Source organism: Solirubrobacter pauli (assembly GCF_003633755.1).
GTDB lineage: Bacteria > Actinomycetota > Thermoleophilia > Solirubrobacterales > Solirubrobacteraceae > Solirubrobacter > Solirubrobacter pauli.
On the sequence record NZ_RBIL01000002.1, the window covers coordinates 2215571 to 2234369 of the forward strand.

An 18799-nucleotide genomic window follows, 5' to 3' on the forward strand; every position below is an offset into this window, starting at 1 on the left:
CAGACTCAGTGCGCGAGCGCACGGTCGACGATGGCGGCGCCGTCGATCTCGGACGGCAGCGTCCCGTAGACGCGCCCACCGCCGCCGAGCCGGGCCGCGCAGAACGCGTCGCTCACGAACGCCGGCGCGTGGCGGACGAGCAGCGACGCCTGGAAGGCCAGCGCCAGCTCCTCGACGCCGCGCCGGGCGGTCCAGGGGTCCAACGGCGTGTGCCGGAGCGCGTCCAGGTGCTCATCCAGCAGCGCGTTGCCGCCGCGCGCCGTCTCGCACTCGGCGATGAACCCCGCCAGCCCGTCCGGCTCCCGAGCGAGCGCGCGCAGGACGTCCAGGGCGATGACGTTGCCCGAGCCCTCCCAGATGCCGTTCAGCGGCGCGTCGCGCAGCAGCCGCGGCATCGGGGACTCCTCGACGTAGCCGTTCCCGCCCAGGCACTCGAGCGCCTCGGCCGCGTGCGGCGTCGCGCGCTTGCACACCCAGTACTTGGCGATCGCGGTGGCGAACCGGCGGAAGGCGGTGTCGCCCTCGTCGTAGGCGCGGGCCAGCCGCAGCGCGGTCGCCGTGGCCGCCTCGGACTCCAGCGCCAGATCCGCCAGGACGTTGACCATCGCCGGCTGGTCGACCAGCCGGGCGCCGAACGCCGACCGGTGCCGCGTGTGCCAGATCGCCTCGGCGACGCCGCGCCGCATCGACGCGGTCGACCCGATCACGCAGTCCAGCCGCGTGTGCGTGACCATCTCGATGATCGTCGCCACCCCGCGGCCCTCCTCGCCCAGCAGCCGGGCGGCCGCGCCCCGGAACTCGACCTCGGACGAGGGCAGCGAGCGGGTGCCGAGCTTGTCCTTGAGGCGCTGGAACTCCATCCCCGCCCCGCGCTCGACCACGAAGCAGGACAGCCCCGCGGGCGCCTGCGCGAGCACGAGGAAGATCGTGCACGGCGGATACGAGCAGAACCACTTGTGCCCGTGCAGCTCGTACCAGCCGTCGCCGACCGGCTCGGCCGCGGTGACGTTGGCGCGCACGTCCGAGCCGCCCTGCTTCTCGGTCATCGCCATGCCGGCGAGCTCCCCGGCGGCCAGGCGCGGCTCCCACTCCGCCGCGATCTCCGGGTCCACCCGCAGCGCGGGCACCGCCGAGTAGGTCATCGAGATCGGGCACATCACGCCGGCGTTCGCCTGCGTCCACATCAGCTCCAGCGCCGCGCGAGCGGCGTGCGCCCCGGCCTGCGGCTGCGCCCACGGCAGGGCGTGGATCCCACGCGCCACCGCGGCGTCGAGCAGCCAGTGCCACGACGGGTCGAGGTCGACCTGGTCGATCCGCTCGCCGAACCGGTTGTGGGTGAGCAGGCGCGGCTCGTTGCGCTCCGCCCGCCGACCGTGGGCCTGGGCCTCGGCGGACAGCGCCGTCAGGCCCGCCTCACGCACCCGCTCGACCGCCCACCCCGCGCCCTCGCGCTCGATCGCCTCGCCCAGGGCGGGGTCCAGCGCGAGGAAGTCGACGTCTTCGAACGGAGCGGACTGGTTCAAGACGGCGGTCATGCCGCGAAGCCTATTCCGGCGCGATCTGCTTGTAGCTGAGGGCCAGGTTCATGATCTGCTTCCACGCCGGCGCCGCGACCTGGCCGCCGTAGATGTCGCCCTCGGGCTCGTCGACGATGACCGCGGCGAGCAGCTTCGGGTGCTTGGCGGGCGCGAAGCCGACGAACGAGGCGACGTAGAACTCCTTCGAGTACTCGCCGTTGATCGCCTTCTCGGCCGTGCCCGTCTTGCCGGCGGTCGTGTAGCCGTCGATGTGCGCGCCGGACGCGGTGCCGCCGGCGCCGACGACGCCCTCGAGCATCTTGCGCACGGAGGCCGCGGTCGACTCGCTCAGGATCCGCTTGCCGGCGGGCTTCTTGGTCGCCTTGCCGCCGACCGACTCGACCACGTGCGGCGCGCGCAGGACGCCGCCGTTGGCGATCGCCGAGTAGGCGGCCATCATCTGCATCGGCGTGACGGACAGGCCCTGGCCGATCGGCAGGTTGCCCATGCTCGCGCCTGAGTAGTTCTTCAGCGTGGGCACGATGCCGATCTGCTCGCCCGGCAGGTCCACGCCCGTCTCCTTGCCGAAGCCGAACCGGCGGACCCACTTGTCGAACGGCTTGGAGCCGCCGAGCGCGGCCGCGATCTTGACGGCGCCGATGTTCGACGAGTACTTGAGGATCTCGCTCGTCGTCATCGAGCCCAGCCCCAGGTCCTCGGCGTCCTTGAGCTCGCGGTCGGCGTACTTGTAGATCGATGGGATCGAGAAGCTGGTCTCGGGCGTGACCTTGCCCTCCTCCAGGGCGGCCGCGACGGTGAAGGCCTTGAACGTCGAGCCCGGCTCGTAGTTCGTCGCCACGGCGCGGTTGATGTTCACCTCCGGCGGTGCCTTGCCCGGTTCGTTGGCGTTCACGCGCGGCCAGTTGGCGACCGCGAGCAGCGCGCCGCTGTTCGGGTCCATCACGATCGCCGTCGCGCCCTTGGGCTTCCACTTGGCGCCGACCTCGGCCAGGACCTCCTCGGCCTGGTCCTGCAGGTTCGCGTCGAGCGTCAGGCGCACGTCCTTGCCGGGCTTGACCGGCTCGGTGTTGCGGATCTCGAGCGGCTCGCCCATGGCGTCCTTGACGAGCCGGCGCTCGCCGTCGCGTCCGCGCAGCTGCTTGTCGAACGTGTACTCGAGCCCGGCGAGGCCGTCGCCGTCGGTGCCGACGCTGCCGAGCAGCTGCGACGCCATCCAGTCGCGCGGGTACTCACGCCGGTAGCGCGGGATGAACTCCAGGCCGGGGATGCCGAGCTTCTTCGCCTTCTCCGCCTTGGCGGCCGGGATGCCGCGGCCGAGGTAGACGAAGCCGGTGTCGCGGCGCGCGAACGCCTTCAGCAGGTCGACCTCGTCGCGGTCGATGACCGGGGCGAGCTCCGTCGCCGCCTTGCGCGCGTCGGTGACCAGCTTCGGGGTCGCGGCGATGTCCATCGCCGGCTCGGACACGCCCAGGTCGATGCCGTGGGCGTCCTCGATCGACCCGCGCCGGGCCGGGATGACGATGTCGGACTCCTGCTGGACGTTCGCCGCGCGCTGCAGCGAGTCCGCCTTGACGACGCCGAGCCAGGCGGCCTTCATCGCCCCGATCGCGAGCAGGGCGAGGAAGACGGCGAAGATGAAGCCGATGCGCCGCTCGATGACCTGCACGCGCCTACCCCTGCTGGGCCGCGAGCGCCGGGTCCGTCACGGCGGGCGTCGGCGTCGCCACGGGGGTGGCGACCGGGGTCGGGAGCGGCTCGGGCGTGCTGGCCGGCGTGGCCGTGGGCGTGACCGCGTTGGCGACCGACGTGTCCGGGGTCTGGAGCTCAGGTGTGACGGCGCCGGGCACACCGGTCGGGAGCGTCCCCTCCGGCAGCGGCTTGCCGCCGTTGAGCATGACGCCCTTGGCCGCGTCGCTGGGCGGCTCGATGCGCGGGAGCGCGCGCTTGGCGTCCTTCTCGGCGCCGCGCGAGCTCAGGAAGCGGTTGTTGCCCGCGGCCGGGTCGACGAGTCCCTGGTCCTCCGCCTGGGCGCGGATCCGCTCCGTCGAGCTGAGCTCGGCGATCTGCACCTTGTAGAGCTGGTTCTTGTGCTCGAGCGTCTCCTGCGTGATGTACGCGTTGGAGATGCCGGTGTTGAGCTTGAGCAGCGACACCTGCATGGCGACGATCCCGCCGAGCAGGATCCCGATCAGCCAGATGCACGCGCGGCTGCGCAGCAGGCGGTCGACCAGCCGGTAGTCGGGTAGGCGGGCGATGCGCTCGAACGCGGACGTGCGGCCGCGTACCGGCGCGCCCGCTGGGAGCGGGCGGCGGACTGGACCGGAGACGCGACGCGGAGCGTACGGCGCGGTGCGGGAGCGGGTGTACGAGTCACTGGGCAAGGCGCACCTCGGAGAGCTTGCGGGCGGCCCTGAGGCGAGCCGACTTCGAACGGGGATTGGCCGCGACCTCACCCGGCGTGGCAACGATCGAACGGCGGTGCACGAGCTCCGCCTCCGGGTTGTTGCCGCAGACGCACACGGGCAGGTCGGGTGGGCAGATGCAGCCGCGGGCCTTGTCGGCCAGGAAGCGCTTGACGCGGCGATCCTCGAGTGAGTGGAACGACAGCGCGGCGAGGCGGCCGCCGATGCGGAGGACCTCCCACGCGCGCGGGAGCGCGTCGTCGAGCTGCTGGAGCTCGCCGTTGACGACGATCCGGATCGCCTGGAACGTGCGCTTGGCGGGATGGCCGCCGGCGAACCGCGCGGGCGCCGGCACGGCGGCCGTGATGGCTTCGTTGAGCTCGAACGTGGTCGTGAGCTCCTGGCGGGCGCGGCGGCGCACGATCTCGCCCGCGATCCGGTCGGCGTAGCGCTCCTCGCCGTAGTCCTTGATCGCGCGCGCGAGGCGGCGGCGCTCCCAGGTGTTGACGACCTCTTTGGCGGTGAGCTCCTGGTCGGGGTCCATCCGCATGTCGAGCGGCGCGTCGTAGGCGTAGGCGAACCCGCGCTCGCGCGTGTCGATCTGCATGGAGCTCACGCCGAGGTCCATGTACACGAGGTCCGCCCGCAGGCCCTCCTCGACGAGCTGCTCGAGCCCGGTCGCGAAGTCGGCACGGATGAAGCGGGTCTCGCACGGGACCTCCGCGCTGAGCGCGCGGAAGGTCGGCTCGGCCGTCGGGTCACGGTCGATGGCGATGAGGGTCCCGGTCGGGCCGATCCGCTCGGCGACGAGGCGGGCGTGACCGCCTGCGCCGAGGGTGCAGTCGATCGCGATCTGGCCGGGGCGCGGGTCAAGCGCCTCGATCAGCTCGCCGGCGAGGACCGGAACGTGCGTCTGAGGCATGTCAAGAAGTGTGGCCAAGGGACTCGGTGAGCTCAGGAGCTCGCTGGGTGAGGTCGGTGTCGTAGTCCGCCCAGGCCGAGCGGTCCCAGATCTCGAGGCAGTCGCCGACGCCGGTGATCACGACCTCGCGGCCGATCCCCGCGTGCTCCAGGAAGCGTGGCGTCAGCATTACGCGACCGGCGGAGTCGAGCTCCGTCTCCAAGGCGGTTCCGTAGATCAGTCGCCGCGTCTCGCGCGCCTGCGCGGACAGCGGATTCGTGAAACCGGCGAGGGCTTGGTCCGCCATCGCCGTATAGGTCTCTGCCGGATACAGGCTGATGACCTTCTCGACCGCTCGCGAGAGATACACGCCCTTGCTCAGATCGGCCCGGAACTTCGACGGAATCGTGAGCCGATTCTTCGTGTCGAGGTTGTGTTCGAAGGTGCCGGTGAAGGCCAAGGCGCATGGTGAGTCGCGAAGCGGGAGGGAAGCTGGTCAGTCGATCCCGGATGGCGGAGTGGGAGGAGCCCCGCCATCCGGGAACGGCTTCGCGGATTCAAAGTACCCCACTTCGTCCCACTCTGCAACACAGAACCCGCTTCGCGGCCCACTTTTCCGCCGCGTCGTGAGATAAGCCCGCAATTTGCAGGGATTTCGGAAGGCGCCGAATCGGGCCGAAATCTGCACAGGTGGCTGCAGAGACCGCGGCTGCACGCGGATTTGCGGTTCAGGGGGCGTTGTGGGGCACTCCGTGGGGCGGAGTGGGAGGAATCGCGGTCTAGGCGCCGATGGCCGGCGCCATCGCGGCCGCGACCAGCAGCAACACGGCCGGAACCAGCAGCAGCGCGACGACCAGCTGGATCTTCGGTGCGGCCTTGGCGGCCTGCTCGGCGCGTCTCGCGGCCCGTTGCGAGCGCGCCTCGGTGGCCTGCGCGTGGAGCGTGGGACCGAGTGGGGTGCCGTGGCGCTCGGCCCGGCGGAGCGCCGCGACGAGCGGTGGGATGGTGTGGGACGGGCACCGTGTCTCGAAGTGGGCCAGCGCCCGGTCGACGGGTTCGCCGAGGCTCATGCGGGCGGTCAGGCGAGTGAGCTCCTTCGCCAGCAGGCCGGGGTGCCGTCGCCCGACCTCGTGCAGCGCCCGGCGCGGCGCGAGCCCCGCGGCGATCGCGACGCGCAGCAGGTCGAGCACGTCCGGCAGCTCCACCTCGATCTGCGCGCGCCGGCGCCGCGCCTGCCGCCTGAGATGGGCCTCCGGCGTGAGGTAGCCCGCGACCGGCGCGAGCACGAGCACCGCCGGGCCGAGCCGGCCGGGCGCCGCGGTCGCGAGCGGCAGCGCGAGCACCCCGGCGACCACCGCGAGCCCGCCCTGCAACGCGACCACCTCGCTGAGGCCGCGCTCGAGCCCGGCCGCGGCGATCCGCCGCGCGAGCCCGGCCGACGCGCGCACCCCGACCGCCGCCCCCACGTTCGTGACCAGCCGTGTCAGGGCCCCGCGCCGCCGGGCGCGCGGCGCGCGAGTCGCCGCGAGCTCGGCCAGCCCGAGGGTGGCGAGCGCGCCCGCGGCGCCGGCGAGCAGCGCGGCGACGCTCACGCCGCGACACTCCGCCCCACCGCGGCGTGGCCCGCCCGCCGCGCGAGACTCCGCCCCACTCCGGGCCCGCACGCGCGCCTCACCGGGTCACGTTCCGGGTCAGTCGGGCCACGCTGACCAGCGCGACCAGCTGCAGCAGGAGGGCGAACGCGGTCATGGAGGCGGAGACCGGGTTGGCGACGAGCCCGGCGAGCAACCCCGGCCGGCCGAGCTCGCCGAGGAGCGCGGCGCCGAGCGGGAGGACGAGGACGATCCGCGCGGTGAAGCGAGCCTGGGCGGTGGCCGCGATGGCGTCACGGTCCTGGCGGGCCGCGGTCTCGACGGCGGCCGCGAGGTCACGCAACAGCGTGGGCAGATCGCCGCCGGCCTCCCGCTGAAGCAGGACGCCGGCGACGATCGCGTCCCACGCGGGCGCGTTCGCGCGCCCGCGCAGGCGTTCGAGCACCTCCACGGTCGGCGCGCCGAGGGCCAGCGCGCGAGCGGCGCGCGCGAGCTCGTGCCCGGCCGGGCCCGGGATGCCCGTCGCGACCACGCCGAGCGCGCCGCGCACCGAGTGCCCCGCGCCGAGCGCGTCGGCGAGCGCTCGCGCCACGGCCGGGGCGGCCTGCGTGAGCGCCGCCCGGAAGCGCCGTCGGCGCGCGGTGACGAGCGCGGTCGCGATGGTCGGACCGGCGACGCCCGCGAGCACCGCGAGGGTGACGCCGCCGAGCAGCCCGCCCGCCGCGGCCAGCGCCACGGCCGCCAGCACGCCGAGCCGCCGCCGCTCCTGCGAGGTCGGACTCGCACCCTCCGTGCCCGCGCGGACGAGCGGTGCCAGCACGTGCCTGACCGTCGCCGCGACCCGCGTCCGCTCGACCGCGGCGAGCAGCTCCCAGACGCCGACGACGGCCGCGACCGCGGCGAGGAACGCGAGCGGGACCGCCATCACGCCGCCCCGAGCGGGGTGGGCGGCCCGTCGTCGCGCCACGCGGGCCCGACGCCGCGCGAGGACGCAGGCCCGTCGCCCGGGGCGGCGCGACCGGGCGGCACCGCTCGCGGCGCCGGCGCGGCGCTGTCCGCGGGAGCGCGGGGCGGATCCCCCGCCTCCAGGCGCGCGGCGAGCTCGTCCGTCAAGGCCGCGCGCCAGCGTGGGGCGCCGTCGCGCCAGGCGTAGAGCTCGCGGGTGGCCGGGCCCGACGCGACGCGGACGACCTCGGCGACGGAGACGACCCGGCGGGAGCCGTCGGCGGTGCGGGCCTGGCAGACGACGAGGTCGAAGGCGTCGGCGATCTGCTCGCGGATCGCGGCGTGCGGCAACCCCACGTCCGACATCAACGCCAGCACCTCGATGCGTCGCAACGCCTCGGTCGGCGAGCCGGCGTGGACGGTGCTCAGGGATCCGTCGTGGCCGGTCGAAAGCGCGGTCAGCAGGTCCAGGGCCTCGGGGCCGCGGACCTCGCCGACGATGATCCGGTCCGGGCGCATGCGCAGCGCGTTCCGCACCAGCCGGCGGATCGTCACCTCCCCGCGACCCTCGAGGTTCGGCGGACGCGCTTCCAGGCGCACGACGTGCGGCTGACGCAACCGCAGCTCGGCCGCGTCCTCGATCGTGACGACGCGCTCGTCCTCCCCCACGAAGCTGGAGAGCACGTTCAAGGTCGTCGTCTTGCCGGAGCCGGTGCCGCCGCAGACCAGCACGCTCGCGCGCGAGCGCACCGCACGCGCGAGGAAGTCGAGCAGCGGGCGGCCCATCGTGCCGTTGGCGACGAGGTCGTCCGGGGACAGCCCGTGGCGGCGGAAGCGGCGGATCGTCAACGCCGGCCCGTCCAGGGCCAGTGGCGGGAGCACGACGTTCACGCGTGACCCGTCCGGCAGGCGCGCGTCGCACAGCGGCTCGGCCTCGTCCGCGCGGCGCCCGAGCGGCGCCAGGATGCGCTCGATCGCGTCGCGCAGGTCGCTCTCGCGCTCGAAGCGCACGCGCGTGCCCTCGAGCCGCCCGCGCCGCTCGACCCACACGGGCGCGACGCCGCTGACCATGATCTCGTCGACCGACGGGTCGGCCAGCAGCGGCTCGAGCGGCCCGAGGCCGAACGCCCGCTGCGCGATCCGCGCCGCCAACTCCACGCGCCGCTCCTCGCTGAGCACGCCCGCCTCGCGGTCGACCAGCGACCGGATGCGCCCCGGCAGATCCTCCTCCCCGGCCCCGGCGCCCGCGAGGAGCCGTTCGCGCAGGTCGCCGGCGAGAGCTTCGAGTGGGTCCATGCCCTCCATAGGCGCGCACGCGGAGATCTCTCCCCCACCTGCGAGTGCGTTCGTGCAGTTACGGGCCTCGTATCGCGGGGCTTCAAAAGTGACCCTCACCGCTGGGGCGATCCGGCGCGTGCGTCGTTCGCACTTACGATCGGCCGCGTCGAGTAGGAGGAAGCACCGAGTGACTGCCCCGACGAGACCGCTTCCGCGACCTGCGAACGCGCGGCTGACGGCCGCCCACGCGTTCTTCCGCAGAGGTCAGGCGAACGCCGAGAGCTGGAGCATGCTGATCGCCAAGACCCGCGGACTGCTGCGAGAGGCCCGGCTGCGCGATCCACAGGCGCTCGGCCGCGCGCGTCAAGCTTCCTTCCTCGGCCACGGCCACGAAGTAGCGCAGGTGTCGCAGGTCCATCGGTCCTCCCGCTCGTCAGGGCGCTCGGGGACCGTACCCCCGGCCCGGAGGCGCGACACGGCGGCACCGGGCCGGCCGGCGCGCAGCCCGTCCCGAGCGGGCGCTCCGCACGCGAACGCGCCGCGCGGCCGCGTCCTCCGGCCTTACCGCGAGGTGGTTCGTGGCCTGACGCGCACGCGGCAGGCCCGCCGCGTCCGGGGAGCCTACGCCCAGTGGTGGTCCTTCTCTCCGCTCCCCGCCGCCGTCCCGCCCGCCCGTGCCCCCGGGCGGGCGGATGATCCGTGTCCTCGTGGTCGACCACCACCCGGCCGTGCGCGCGGGCCTGCAGGCGTTCCTGCTGACCGAGCCCGGGTTCGTGTACGCCGGCGACTGCGACGGCGGCGCCTCGCTGGTGTCCGCGCTGCACCGCGCGCACCCGGACGTCGTGCTGCTGGACGCGGCGCCACGGCGCGGCGGGCTCCAGCTCTGCCACCGCCTCAAGCAGGAGGCGCCGGCGGTGAAGGTCGTCATCTTCGCCGCCGAGGCGATCGACGAGCTGCTGCTGCCGGCGCGGCTGGCCGGCGCCGACGGGCTGATCGACAAGGGCACCGGGGCCCGCGAGCTGTTCGAGTCGCTCCGCCGGATCAGCCGCGGCGAATGCCTGATCGACCGCCCGCCGGCGACGGTGCTGAGGGACGCGCTGGCGCGGGTGCCGGCGGACCAGCGCGTGCTCGCCGGGCTGCTGCTCGACGGCACGCCCGAGGCCGACGCCGCGCGTGCGCTCGGCATGACCGTCCAGAACGTCCGCCACGGCGTCCACCGCGTGCTCGGCGCGTGGCACGCGGCCGGCTGGGCGTGACGCGGCGGCGCTAGGGCGACACGAGCCCGCGTCGCACGGCGTACCTGGTCAAAGCGACGCGGTCGTGCAGCCCGAGCTTCTCGAGCACGTTCTGCCGGTGGCGCTCGACGGTGTTGACGCTGATGCTGAGGATGTCGGCGATCTCACGGCTGGTGTGGCCTTCCGCGATCAACTTGACGACCTCGCCTTCGCGCGGGCTGAGCTCCCCCGGTCCGGCCAGGTCCTCCGGCTCGGTGCGGGCGAGGAAGTCGCCGACGAGCGCGCCGCCGGCGTCCGCGGAGAGGAACGTCTCGCCCCGCAGCACGGCGCGGCACGCCTCGACGAGCTCCTCCTTGGCGGCGGTCGTGGACAGGTAGCCGGTCCGGCGCGCAGCGCGTCGAAGAGCGGCTCCGTGCTGTCGTCCAGCGACAGCATCAGCACCTTGAGCTCGGGCTTGTACTGGCGCATCCGGCGCGCCGCCTGCAGGCCCGTCAGCTTGGGCAGCGCCAGGTCGAGGATCACCAGGTCGGTGGGCTGCCGTTGCACGTGGGTCAGAGCCGCCGCGCCGTCGCCCACCTCGGTGACCTCGAACTCGCGCTCGGCCTCCAACAGGCAGCGCATCCCCGCCCGGAGCAACGTGTGGCCTTCGGCGATGAGGATCTGGAACGGCATGGGGCACGTCCTCGCAGCGACCGCACACCGGACCGGCTGGAACGATCGCGCGGTGGCGCCTCGAGACGGACCCGGCCCGCTGACGCCGTGTCCATATCGTCGCAGGCCGGGCGCGCCGTGCCGACCGCGCGGGCGCGGATCGAGTGGCGGCGGCGCCAGGGCGCAGAGCACCGAATTCTTCCGCTGTCAGCGTCGAGACGACATGAGCGGTGGATGTTCACCGTTCGATCGCACTTGATGGTGCACCGGCATTTCCTCAATGGTGCGGGCCCTCCATGGACACGCTGCCACGTGTCACCGACACTCGAGGGGTGCCCAGCGCGCCCACAGTGGAGGTCGCGACCGCTTACGGCAATGCTCGCCGGCGCACGGGCATCCGCCTGATCGCCAGCCACGAGGCACCGCTCGGCCCACTGCTCGGCGTCGCGGGCGACGCGGCCCGGCAGCAGCTCGTCGGCCGGACGGTCTGGCTCGACCGCGGGCGCTGGACCGTGCCCGGCGACGGCGTCTCCACCGGCTTCGAGGGCTGGCTAGGCCTGCTGATCCTCGACGGGCTCGTCGTCCGCCATGTGTACGCGGGCGGGATGCGCTCCTGCGAGCTCCTCGGCCCCGGCGACGTCCTGCAGCCGTGGAGCGAAGGCGGCGAGCCGGGCACCGTCGACGTCTTCGGCGGCTGGCGCGTGCTCGAGCCGACCCGGATCGCGTTGCTGGACGCCGCCTTCGCGCGCCGCGCCGACCGCTGGCCGAGCATCACGGGCGAGCTGATGCGGCGCAGCCTCGCCCGCAGCCAGGCACTGGCCGTGCTGCTCGCCCTCGCGCACGCCCGTCGCGCCGACGTGCGCCTGCGCGCGCTGTTCTGGCACCTGGCCGACCGCTGGGGCCGGATGACGCCGGAGGGCGCCGTGCTCTCGCTGACCCTGACGCACAGCCTGATCGCGCAGCTCACCGGGCTCCGGCGGCCCAGCGTGTCGGTCACCCTGGCTGATCTGGAGCGCTCCGGGGAGATCCGCCGGGTCGACCGGAGCACGTGGCTGATCGCGGATCGCCGCTGACCGGCGAGGGCGCTCTCGGACGGGCGGCGCGGGAAACTTCTCCCCCACGCTGTCCCCAAACGCCCGGCGCGTTCGTCGGCACTACATGAGATACGCACTCCTGATCTACGTCGACCCCAACGCGCAGGACGGCACGTCCGAGGAAGAGCGCGCCGCGGTCACGCGCGAGTACATGGCGATGTACGAGGACGAGCGGGTCCACTCGGGCGCTCATTTGAAGGGCATCGAGACGGCCACCGTCGTCCGCGACGACCTCGTCACCGACGGCCCGTTCGCCAACACGAAGGAGATCTTCGGCGGCTTCTTCCTGATCGAGGCGGCCGACCTCGACGGGGCGCTGGAGATCGCCAAGCGCGTGCCGGCCACGCGTGCCGGCGGCGCCGTCGAGGTGCGGCCGATCAACTCGGAGCACACCCGCTGATCGACGCCGTCTTCCGTGCGGAGTGGGGCCGCGTCGTGGCCTCGCTCGTCGGCTTCCTCGGCGACTTCGACCGCGCCGAGGAAGCCGCGCAGGAGGCGTTCGCGATCGCCGCCGAGCGCTGGCCGCGCGACGGCGTCCCGAGCAACCCGGGCGCCTGGCTCACGACCACCGCCAAGCGCCGCGCGATCGACCGCATCCGCCGAGAGCAGGCGCACCCCGTGATCGACCCGACCCCGCCCACCGAGACCTCCGACTTCCCGGACGAGCGTCTCGAGCTGATCTTCACCTGCTGCCATCCGGCGCTGCCGACCGAGGCGCAGGTGGCGCTCACGCTCAGGACCCTCGGCGGTCTGAGCACCGAGGAGATCGCCCGCGCCTTCCTGGTCGCGCCGGAGACGATGAAGCGCCGCCTCACGCGCGCGAAGGCCAAGATCCGCGACGCCGGCATCCCGTTCGCCGTCCCGCCGGACCACCTGCTGCCCGAGCGCCTCCAGGCCGTCCTCGCCGTCCTGTACCTGATCTTCAACGAGGGCTACGGCGGCCGCAACGACCTCGCCGACCAGGCGATCAGCCTCACGTCCGTGCTCGCCGCGCTGATGCCGGACGAGGGCGACGTGCACGGGCTCCTCGCGCTCATGCTCATCCACGACGCGCGCCGCGCCGCGCGGTTCGCCGAGGGCGAGATCGTCCTGCTCGCCGACCAGGACCGGGCGCGGTGGGACGACGCCAAGCTGCACGCCGGCCGTCGCGCGCTCCGAAGGGCGAGCGGCCCGTACGCGCTGCAGGCGGCGATCGCGTCCCTGCAGTGCGAGGACCCGATCGACTGGCCGCGCGTCGCCGACCTGTACGCGCGGCTGCCCCAGACGCCGGTGGTGCAACTCAACCGCGCCGTCGCGATCGCGGAGGCGGGTGACGTCCCGCGCGCCCTCGCGATCGTCGACGCGCTCGACCTGCACGGCTACCGCTACCTGCATTCCACCCGCGCGGAGCTGCTCAAGCGCCTCGGCCGCCCGCGCGAGGCCGCCGACGCCTACCGTCGCGCACTCGCGCTCGACCCGCCGCCCGCCGAACGCCGCCTGCTCGCGGATAGGCTCGATGATCTCGATGACCGATCCGCTGCAGATCGCCCGTGACCTGTACGGGCTCGACGCGACCGCCCGGCCGCTGCCCGGCGAGCACGACCTCAACTTCGCGCTGACCGCCGACGGCACGCGCTACGTGCTCAAGCTGCACGCCGACGCGGCCGACCTCGCGCTCGAGGACGCCGTGCTCGAGCACCTGCGCGACGAGCCCGCGGTGCCGCGGCTCGCCGGGCCGACCCAGGCGTCGAACGGGTACACGGTGCGGCTGCTGAGCTGGCTCGAGGGCGCGGCGTGGGCGCAGGCGCCCGGCGACATGGCCGAGCTCGGCCGCACGGTCGCGCGTGTGGATCGGGCGCTGGCCGGCTTCACGCATCCGAACATGCGCCGCCCGCACCGGTGGGACCTCAAGAACGCGGTCGACGGGCTCGACCACCTCCCCCACCAGGTCATCCACAACGACGCGAACGAGCACAACATCCTCGTCGCGCCGGACGGCTCGATCGGCCTGATCGACTTCGGCGACGTCGTCTACACCGCCCGCGTGTGCGGGCTCGCCATCGCGGGCGCGTACGCGATGCATGGCTGTCCCGATCCCGCGCGTGCGGTCGTGCCGCTGGTGCGCGGCTACCACGAGATCGCGCCGCTCAGCGCCGACGAGCTGGCCGTGCTGTTCGACCTGATGGTCGCGCGGCTGAAGATGAGCGTGGCGATGGCGGACAAGCAGTTCGCCGAGCGGCCGGACAACGACTACCTGCTCGTCAGCCAGGCCGGCATCAAGGAGGTGCTGCGGCGGCTGGAAGGCGAGGACCCGGTCCTCGCCCACTTCCGCTTCCGCGACGCGTGCGGGTACGAGGCCAGCCCGAAGGCGCGCGCGGTCCGCCAGCGGCTGCTGCTCACCGACGCGCACCCGGTGATGGACGGCGACCTGGCGAACGCGCCGGTGCTCGACCTGGCGGCCGCGATGCCGCCCGTGGACGGCCTGGCGATCGGCCGCTACGACGAGCAGCGCGCGATCTACACCGCGCCCGAGTTCCAGACGCCCGACGGCCGCTGGCGCACGCGCCACATGGCGATCGACATCTTCGCGCCCGCCGGCGCGCCCGTGTACGCGCCGCTGGACGGCGTGGTCGAGCGGCGCGAGAACCGCAACCAGCTCGGCGACTACGGCGGGCTGCTGGTCGTGCGGCACGGGGACTTCTGGACGCTCCACGGTCACCTGGACCCGGAGTCGCTCGCGGAGGGCGAGGTCAAGCAGGGCGACGTGATCGCCCGGCTCGGCACGGCCGAGGTCAACGGCGGCTGGGAGCCGCACCTGCACCTGCAGCTGTTCACGGACCTGGTCGGCAACCTCGACGGCGTCGCGCTGCCCGAGGAGGCGGACCTGTTCCGCAGCGTGTGCCCGGACCCGAACCTGCTGCTCGGCCTCCCGAACGGCGTGGACGCGCGCGGGCCGCGCGTGGACACCCCGGCACGGCGGCGCACGGTCATGAGCCGCGCGCTGTCGCTCGCCTACGACGAGCCCCTGCACATCGTCCGCGGCGAAGGTGCCCACCTCTACGACGCCGACGGCCGCGCGTTCCTGGACCTGGTCAACAACGTCGCGCACGTCGGGCACTGCCACCCGCGGGTGGTCGCGGCGGGCGCGGCGCAGATGGCGGTGCTCAACACCAACACGCGGTACCTGCACGGCTCGGTGGTCGACTACGCCCGGCGGCTCGCGGCGACGTTCCCCGATCCCCTGCAGGTGTGCTTCTTCGTCAACAGCGGGTCCGAGGCCAACGACCTCGCGCTGCGGCTCGCCTACGCGCACACCGGGCGCGACGAGGTCGCCGTGCTCGACCACGCCTACCACGGGCACCTGACCTCGACGATCGGGCTCTCGCCGTACAAGGCGCCGCCCCGGCACGCGTCGGTGACGCCGCTGTGGGAGCTGCCCGCGGTCGACCGGCCGGCCGCGTTCTTCGCCGAGCCGATCCTCGGCTGCGCGGGGCAGGTCGTCCCGCCGCCCGGCTATCTGCGCGCCGCCTTCGAGGCCGTGCGCGCGGCCGGTGGCCTGTGCGTGGCGGACGAGGTGCAGACCGGGTTCGGTCGCGTCGGCGAGCACTTCTGGGCGTTCGAGCTGGGCGGCGTGGTGCCGGACATCGTCACGCTCGGCAAGCCGATCGGCAACGGGCATCCGCTCGGGGCGGTGGTCACGACGCCCGAGGTCGCCGCCTCGTTCCTCACCGGGATGGAGTACTTCAACACGTTCGGCGGGAACCCGGTCAGCGCGGAGATCGGGCTGGCCGTGCTGGACGTCATCCAGGACGAGCGCCTGCAGGCGCACGCGCGGGCGATGGGCGCGCGGCTGCTCGACGGGCTGCGCGGAATGGACGTGGTGGACGCGCGCGGGGCCGGGTTGTTCCTCGGCGTGGAGCTCTCGTCGCGGGAGGAGGCGGCGCGCGTGAAGGAGGCGCTGAAGGCGCGCGGCGTGCTGATCTCGACCGACGGGCCGAACGAGGACGTTTTGAAGATCAAGCCGCCGCTCGCGATCAGCGCCGACGACTGCGATCGCTTCCTGGAGGCCCTGTGCGACGTGCTCTAGTCACCGGCGCCGGCAGCGCCGACGGGATCGGGTTCGCGATCGCGCGGCTGATCGCGGCGCGTGGCGCGGAGGTGACGATCACGTCGACGACCGAGCGGATCTTCGAGCGGGCGTCGGAGATCGGCGCACGCGGTGTCGTGGCGGACCTGACCCGCTGGGAGGACGCGGAGCGCGTCGTCGCCGAGGCGGGCGCGATCGACGTGCTCGTCAACAACGCCGGCATGGTGCAGACCGGCGTCGACGCGCCGGACCGGCTGTTCACCGAGCTCGGGGAAGCCGAGTGGCTGCGCGGGATCGACATCAACCTGCACACGACGTTCCGCCTGTGCCGGCTGGTCGCGCCCGGCATGCCGGCCGGGGGCCGGATCGTGAACGTCTCGTCGGTCACGGGGCCGTACGTGGCGCTGCTCTATTCGGCCGCCTACGGCGCCGCGAAGGCGGGCGTGGACGGGCTGACGCGGGCGCTGGCGCTCGAGCTCGGGCCGCGCGGGGTGACCGTCAACAGCGTCGCCCCGGGCTGGATCGCGACCGGCTCCTCGACCGAGGAGGAGCTGCGTGCGGGCGCGAACACGCCGGTCGGCCGTCCCGGGACGCCGGACGAGGTCGCCGAGGTCGTCGCGTTCCTCGCTTCGCCGGGTGCGTCCTACGTGACCGGCCAGTCGCTCGTGGTCGACGGCGGCAACACGCTCCAGGAGCTGAAGCTCTAGAGCCGGACGAGCACGTCGGCGCGGTGCGCGGTCTCGGCGACGAGCTCCGCGTTGCGCTCGTCGCTGCGCAGCACCCAGGCGCGCGCGTACTCGGGTGTCTTGCCGAACTGGATGTGCCGCTGGATGAGCCGCTGCACGCGCAGCTCCTCGTCGGTCTCGACGTACCAGCACTCGTCGAGCAGCGGCTTGATGCCGGGCCACAGCAGCAGGTAGTTGCCTTCGGTGACGACGAGCGGCGTCTGGCTCGGGACCGCGATCGAGCCGGCGATCGGCTCCTCGATCTCGCGGCGGAACTCGGGCGCGTACACGACGGGCTCGTCGCCGCGCAGGCGTTGCAACAGCGCGGCGTAGCCGGCGGAGTCGAACGTGTCGGGAGCGCCCATCCGGTCGCGCCGGCCCAGCCGCACGAGCTCGGGCTGCGCGAGGTGGAAGCCGTCCATCGGCACGAGCCGTGCCTGCTCGCCCAGCGCGGCGACCACCGCCCGCGCGACCGTCGACTTCCCACCCCCGGGTGGACCCGCGATCCCGAGGATCTGGCGCTCGCCGCGCTCCGCGAGCGCATGGGCACGCGCGAACAGCTCGTCCTCGCTGGTGATGACCACGGGTGCACCCTAGGCGAGCACCGTCCGCGCGGCTGCACGGCGCCGTTCACAGCCCGTCGCCGACCGTGAGCGCGTCGACGGCCCTCGCGTCTCCGGGCACGCGCGCGAGCAGCCGCACGTCCCGCGCGTACTCCTGGGCGGCGACCAGGTAGACCGCGTCCGTCACCGGCACCCGCAGCGTCGCCGCGACCCGCGGCCCACCGCCGTCCTTCGCCGCGGCCGGCTTGGCCGCCAGCACCTCGACGTCCTGCAGCGCGAGCCGCGTCTGCTTGTCCGTGGTCACGACGACGTCGACCCGCACGCCCGCGCTCACGCTGCCCGACGCGACGACGTCGACCGCCCGCTCCCCACGCTTGACCGGCGGCTCCTCGGGCTCGCGCGCGATCAGCTCGGCCGTCACCGCGCCGCCCGCCACGACCGGCACCGCCAGCTTGCGCCCGGCGAGCGCCGCCGCGAACACCGGCTCCCCGACCGGCGCGTACCGCGCGGGCAGCGCTCGCACCCCGAGGTCCTGCAACCGCAACGTCCGCCCGGCGGGTAGGTCGACGCGCGCGACCACCACCTCCGTGAGCGGCCCGAGCTGCGCTTCGAGCGCGGCCTCACGCCGCGCCATGTGCGACGCCGACAACGCCCCGAGCACCACCGCCAGCGCGAGCAGGACCGCGGCCCGCCGGCGCCGCGTCACGAGCCCACCGACCGCTCGTCGGACGCGGCGACCGCGCGGGGCGAGCCCACGGCGAGCCCGTCGGGCGCCGCACGCCGGCGGCCAGCGTCCGCGGCACGCTCGTCGGGGGCGACAAGCGGCCGTGGCGCGCCCACGGCGAGCCCGTCGGGCGCCGCGAGTTCGCGTGGCGAGCCCGCGGCGGAGTCGTCGGCAGCGACGAGCGGCCGTGGCGCACCCACGGCGGGCCCGTCGGACCTCGCAAGCGCGCGGGGCGAGCCCGCGGCCGAGTCGCCGCGACCACGCGCCGGCCGTGCGGCGGTGCGGTTTGCGAGCCGGCGGAGCTTCACCCTCGCGCGGCCGCGGAACGTCAGCGGGACGGGCGTCGTCGCCGCCGGCAGCTCGAGCGCGAGCCGCGCGCCGTCGGCGGTGAGTCGGCCGCCGTGGTGCGACGCGATGCCCGCCGCGATCGCGAGGCCGTGGCCGCGCCGACCGCGGCGGAAACGGGCCGGTGCCGTCAACGCGGTGAGTGGCGCCGGGAGGCCGGGGCCGTCGTCGCTCACCTCGATCGTGACGCGGTCCAGGGACGCCCGCACGCGCACGCGGACCTCGCCCTGGCCGTGCTCGGCCGCGTTGGCGACGAGGTTCGCGCACGCCTGGGCGATGCGCAGCGGGTCGGCCAGGACGGTCGCGGGCGCGGCGAGGTCGCCGCCACCGATCGCGAACGGCAGCACCACCGTCGGCGACTCCACGCGCAGCCGCGCGCCGTGCCCGCCGGCGAGCACGGCCCAGCCGGGCGCGTGCTCCTGCACCAGCAGCGCAAGGTCCACGCGCTCGGGGCCGCTGCGGCTCGGCCCGCCGGCGCGGGCGGCGGCGAGGTCTTCGAGCGCCCGCCCTGCGCGCCGCAGCTCGAGCTCGATCGCCGCCAGCCGCGCGGGCTCGCCGCTCAGCCCGTGCAGCCCGAGCTGCACCGCGGACAGCGGCCCACGCAGCTCATGGCTGGCCCGCGCCACCCGCACGAGCCGATGGTGGAAGCGCAGCGCAACGGCGGCCAGCGCCGCGATCAGGAGCCAGGTCGCAATCGTCATGCCCTCTGTAGGGCGGTCGCGAGGAAGTTCGCCCCACCG

General features: G+C 74.1%; 19 protein-coding genes and 1 pseudogene. 6 read left to right on the top strand and 14 right to left on the bottom strand.

Annotated elements, in window-relative coordinates; genetic code table 11:
* Positions 1-5: 5 nt before the first annotated feature.
* From C8N24_RS29960 to C8N24_RS35755, 9 genes are all read right to left on the bottom strand, one after another.
* Positions 6-1535 (bottom strand): acyl-CoA dehydrogenase family protein, encoded by a 1530-nt coding sequence (locus tag C8N24_RS29960; protein WP_121257180.1) that lies wholly within the window; start codon positions 1533-1535, stop codon positions 6-8.
* Between the two features lie 10 nt (positions 1536-1545).
* Positions 1546-3204 carry a peptidoglycan D,D-transpeptidase FtsI family protein gene (locus tag C8N24_RS29965; RefSeq protein ID WP_121257183.1) on the bottom strand — a complete coding sequence of 553 codons (1659 nt, stop codon included), beginning with the start codon at positions 3202-3204 and terminating at the stop codon, positions 1546-1548.
* A gap of 4 nt (positions 3205-3208) precedes the next feature.
* Positions 3209-3919, bottom strand: coding sequence for a hypothetical protein (locus tag C8N24_RS33450; RefSeq protein WP_147448044.1), 711 nt, complete (start codon positions 3917-3919; stop codon positions 3209-3211).
* Positions 3909-4862 (bottom strand): 16S rRNA (cytosine(1402)-N(4))-methyltransferase RsmH, encoded by a 954-nt coding sequence (rsmH, locus tag C8N24_RS29975; protein ID WP_121257187.1) that lies wholly within the window; start codon positions 4860-4862, stop codon positions 3909-3911. Before rsmH ends, C8N24_RS33450 begins: the two co-directional genes overlap by 11 nt.
* 1 nt (position 4863) lies before the next feature.
* The gene (mraZ, locus tag C8N24_RS29980; RefSeq protein ID WP_121257189.1) at positions 4864-5301 is read right to left on the bottom strand and encodes a division/cell wall cluster transcriptional repressor MraZ; all 438 of its coding nucleotides are present in this window, start codon (positions 5299-5301) and stop codon (positions 4864-4866) included.
* 319 nt (positions 5302-5620) lie between these two features.
* Positions 5621-6433 (bottom strand): type II secretion system F family protein, encoded by an 813-nt coding sequence (locus C8N24_RS29985; protein WP_170179515.1) that lies wholly within the window; start codon positions 6431-6433, stop codon positions 5621-5623.
* 79 nt (positions 6434-6512) lie between these two features.
* A complete protein-coding gene (locus tag C8N24_RS29990; RefSeq protein WP_121257193.1) occupies positions 6513-7358 on the bottom strand; it encodes a type II secretion system F family protein in 846 nt (281 codons plus the stop codon).
* Positions 7358-8674 carry a TadA family conjugal transfer-associated ATPase gene (locus C8N24_RS29995; protein ID WP_245972020.1) on the bottom strand — a complete coding sequence of 439 codons (1317 nt, stop codon included), beginning with the start codon at positions 8672-8674 and terminating at the stop codon, positions 7358-7360. The genes C8N24_RS29990 and C8N24_RS29995 overlap by 1 nt, the downstream gene beginning before the upstream one ends.
* A gap of 133 nt (positions 8675-8807) precedes the next feature.
* A complete protein-coding gene (locus C8N24_RS35755; protein ID WP_281272680.1) occupies positions 8808-9074 on the bottom strand; it encodes a LysR family transcriptional regulator in 267 nt (88 codons plus the stop codon).
* A gap of 274 nt (positions 9075-9348) precedes the next feature.
* On the opposite strand from C8N24_RS35755, the gene C8N24_RS30005 reads away from it, so the two are divergent.
* Positions 9349-9912 (top strand): response regulator transcription factor, encoded by a 564-nt coding sequence (locus tag C8N24_RS30005; protein ID WP_121257197.1) that lies wholly within the window; start codon positions 9349-9351, stop codon positions 9910-9912.
* 10 nt (positions 9913-9922) lie between these two features.
* On the opposite strand, the gene C8N24_RS34855 is transcribed toward C8N24_RS30005, so the two are convergent.
* Positions 9923-10216, bottom strand: a complete 294-nt coding sequence (locus C8N24_RS34855; protein WP_211340184.1) for a response regulator transcription factor — start codon at positions 10214-10216, stop codon at positions 9923-9925.
* Positions 10217-10332: 116 nt separating this feature from the next.
* Positions 10333-10563: pseudogene (locus C8N24_RS35650) on the bottom strand (response regulator); the annotation flags it as partial.
* A 311-nt stretch (positions 10564-10874) separates the two neighbouring features.
* On the opposite strand from C8N24_RS35650, the gene C8N24_RS30015 reads away from it, so the two are divergent.
* From C8N24_RS30015 to C8N24_RS34860, 5 genes are all read left to right on the top strand, one after another.
* Positions 10875-11615: a Crp/Fnr family transcriptional regulator gene (locus tag C8N24_RS30015; protein WP_147448045.1), complete on the top strand. Its 741-nt coding sequence runs from the start codon at positions 10875-10877 to the stop codon at positions 11613-11615.
* 85 nt (positions 11616-11700) lie between these two features.
* Positions 11701-12036, top strand: coding sequence for a YciI family protein (locus tag C8N24_RS30020; RefSeq protein WP_121257201.1), 336 nt, complete (start codon positions 11701-11703; stop codon positions 12034-12036).
* Positions 12033-13169, top strand: coding sequence for an RNA polymerase sigma factor (locus tag C8N24_RS30025; protein WP_121257203.1), 1137 nt, complete (start codon positions 12033-12035; stop codon positions 13167-13169). Before C8N24_RS30020 ends, C8N24_RS30025 begins: the two co-directional genes overlap by 4 nt.
* Positions 13141-15702, top strand: coding sequence for an aminotransferase class III-fold pyridoxal phosphate-dependent enzyme (locus C8N24_RS30030; RefSeq protein ID WP_170179516.1), 2562 nt, complete (start codon positions 13141-13143; stop codon positions 15700-15702). The genes C8N24_RS30025 and C8N24_RS30030 overlap by 29 nt, the downstream gene beginning before the upstream one ends.
* The gene (locus C8N24_RS34860) at positions 15687-16409 is read left to right on the top strand and encodes an SDR family NAD(P)-dependent oxidoreductase (protein ID WP_211340185.1); all 723 of its coding nucleotides are present in this window, start codon (positions 15687-15689) and stop codon (positions 16407-16409) included. Before C8N24_RS30030 ends, C8N24_RS34860 begins: the two co-directional genes overlap by 16 nt.
* Here C8N24_RS34860 and C8N24_RS30040 read toward each other — a convergent pair.
* The 3 genes from C8N24_RS30040 to C8N24_RS30050 are packed head-to-tail and all read right to left on the bottom strand — an operon-like array spanning position 16406 to position 18760.
* A complete protein-coding gene (locus C8N24_RS30040) occupies positions 16406-17011 on the bottom strand; it encodes a nucleoside/nucleotide kinase family protein (RefSeq protein ID WP_211340186.1) in 606 nt (201 codons plus the stop codon). The genes C8N24_RS34860 and C8N24_RS30040 overlap by 4 nt on opposite strands.
* A gap of 46 nt (positions 17012-17057) precedes the next feature.
* Positions 17058-17696: an SAF domain-containing protein gene (locus C8N24_RS30045; protein WP_121257207.1), complete on the bottom strand. Its 639-nt coding sequence runs from the start codon at positions 17694-17696 to the stop codon at positions 17058-17060.
* Entirely contained in the window at positions 17693-18760 is a 1068-nt protein-coding gene (locus C8N24_RS30050; protein WP_121257209.1) for a sensor histidine kinase, read from the bottom strand. The genes C8N24_RS30045 and C8N24_RS30050 overlap by 4 nt, the downstream gene beginning before the upstream one ends.
* Positions 18761-18799 lie beyond the last annotated feature (39 nt).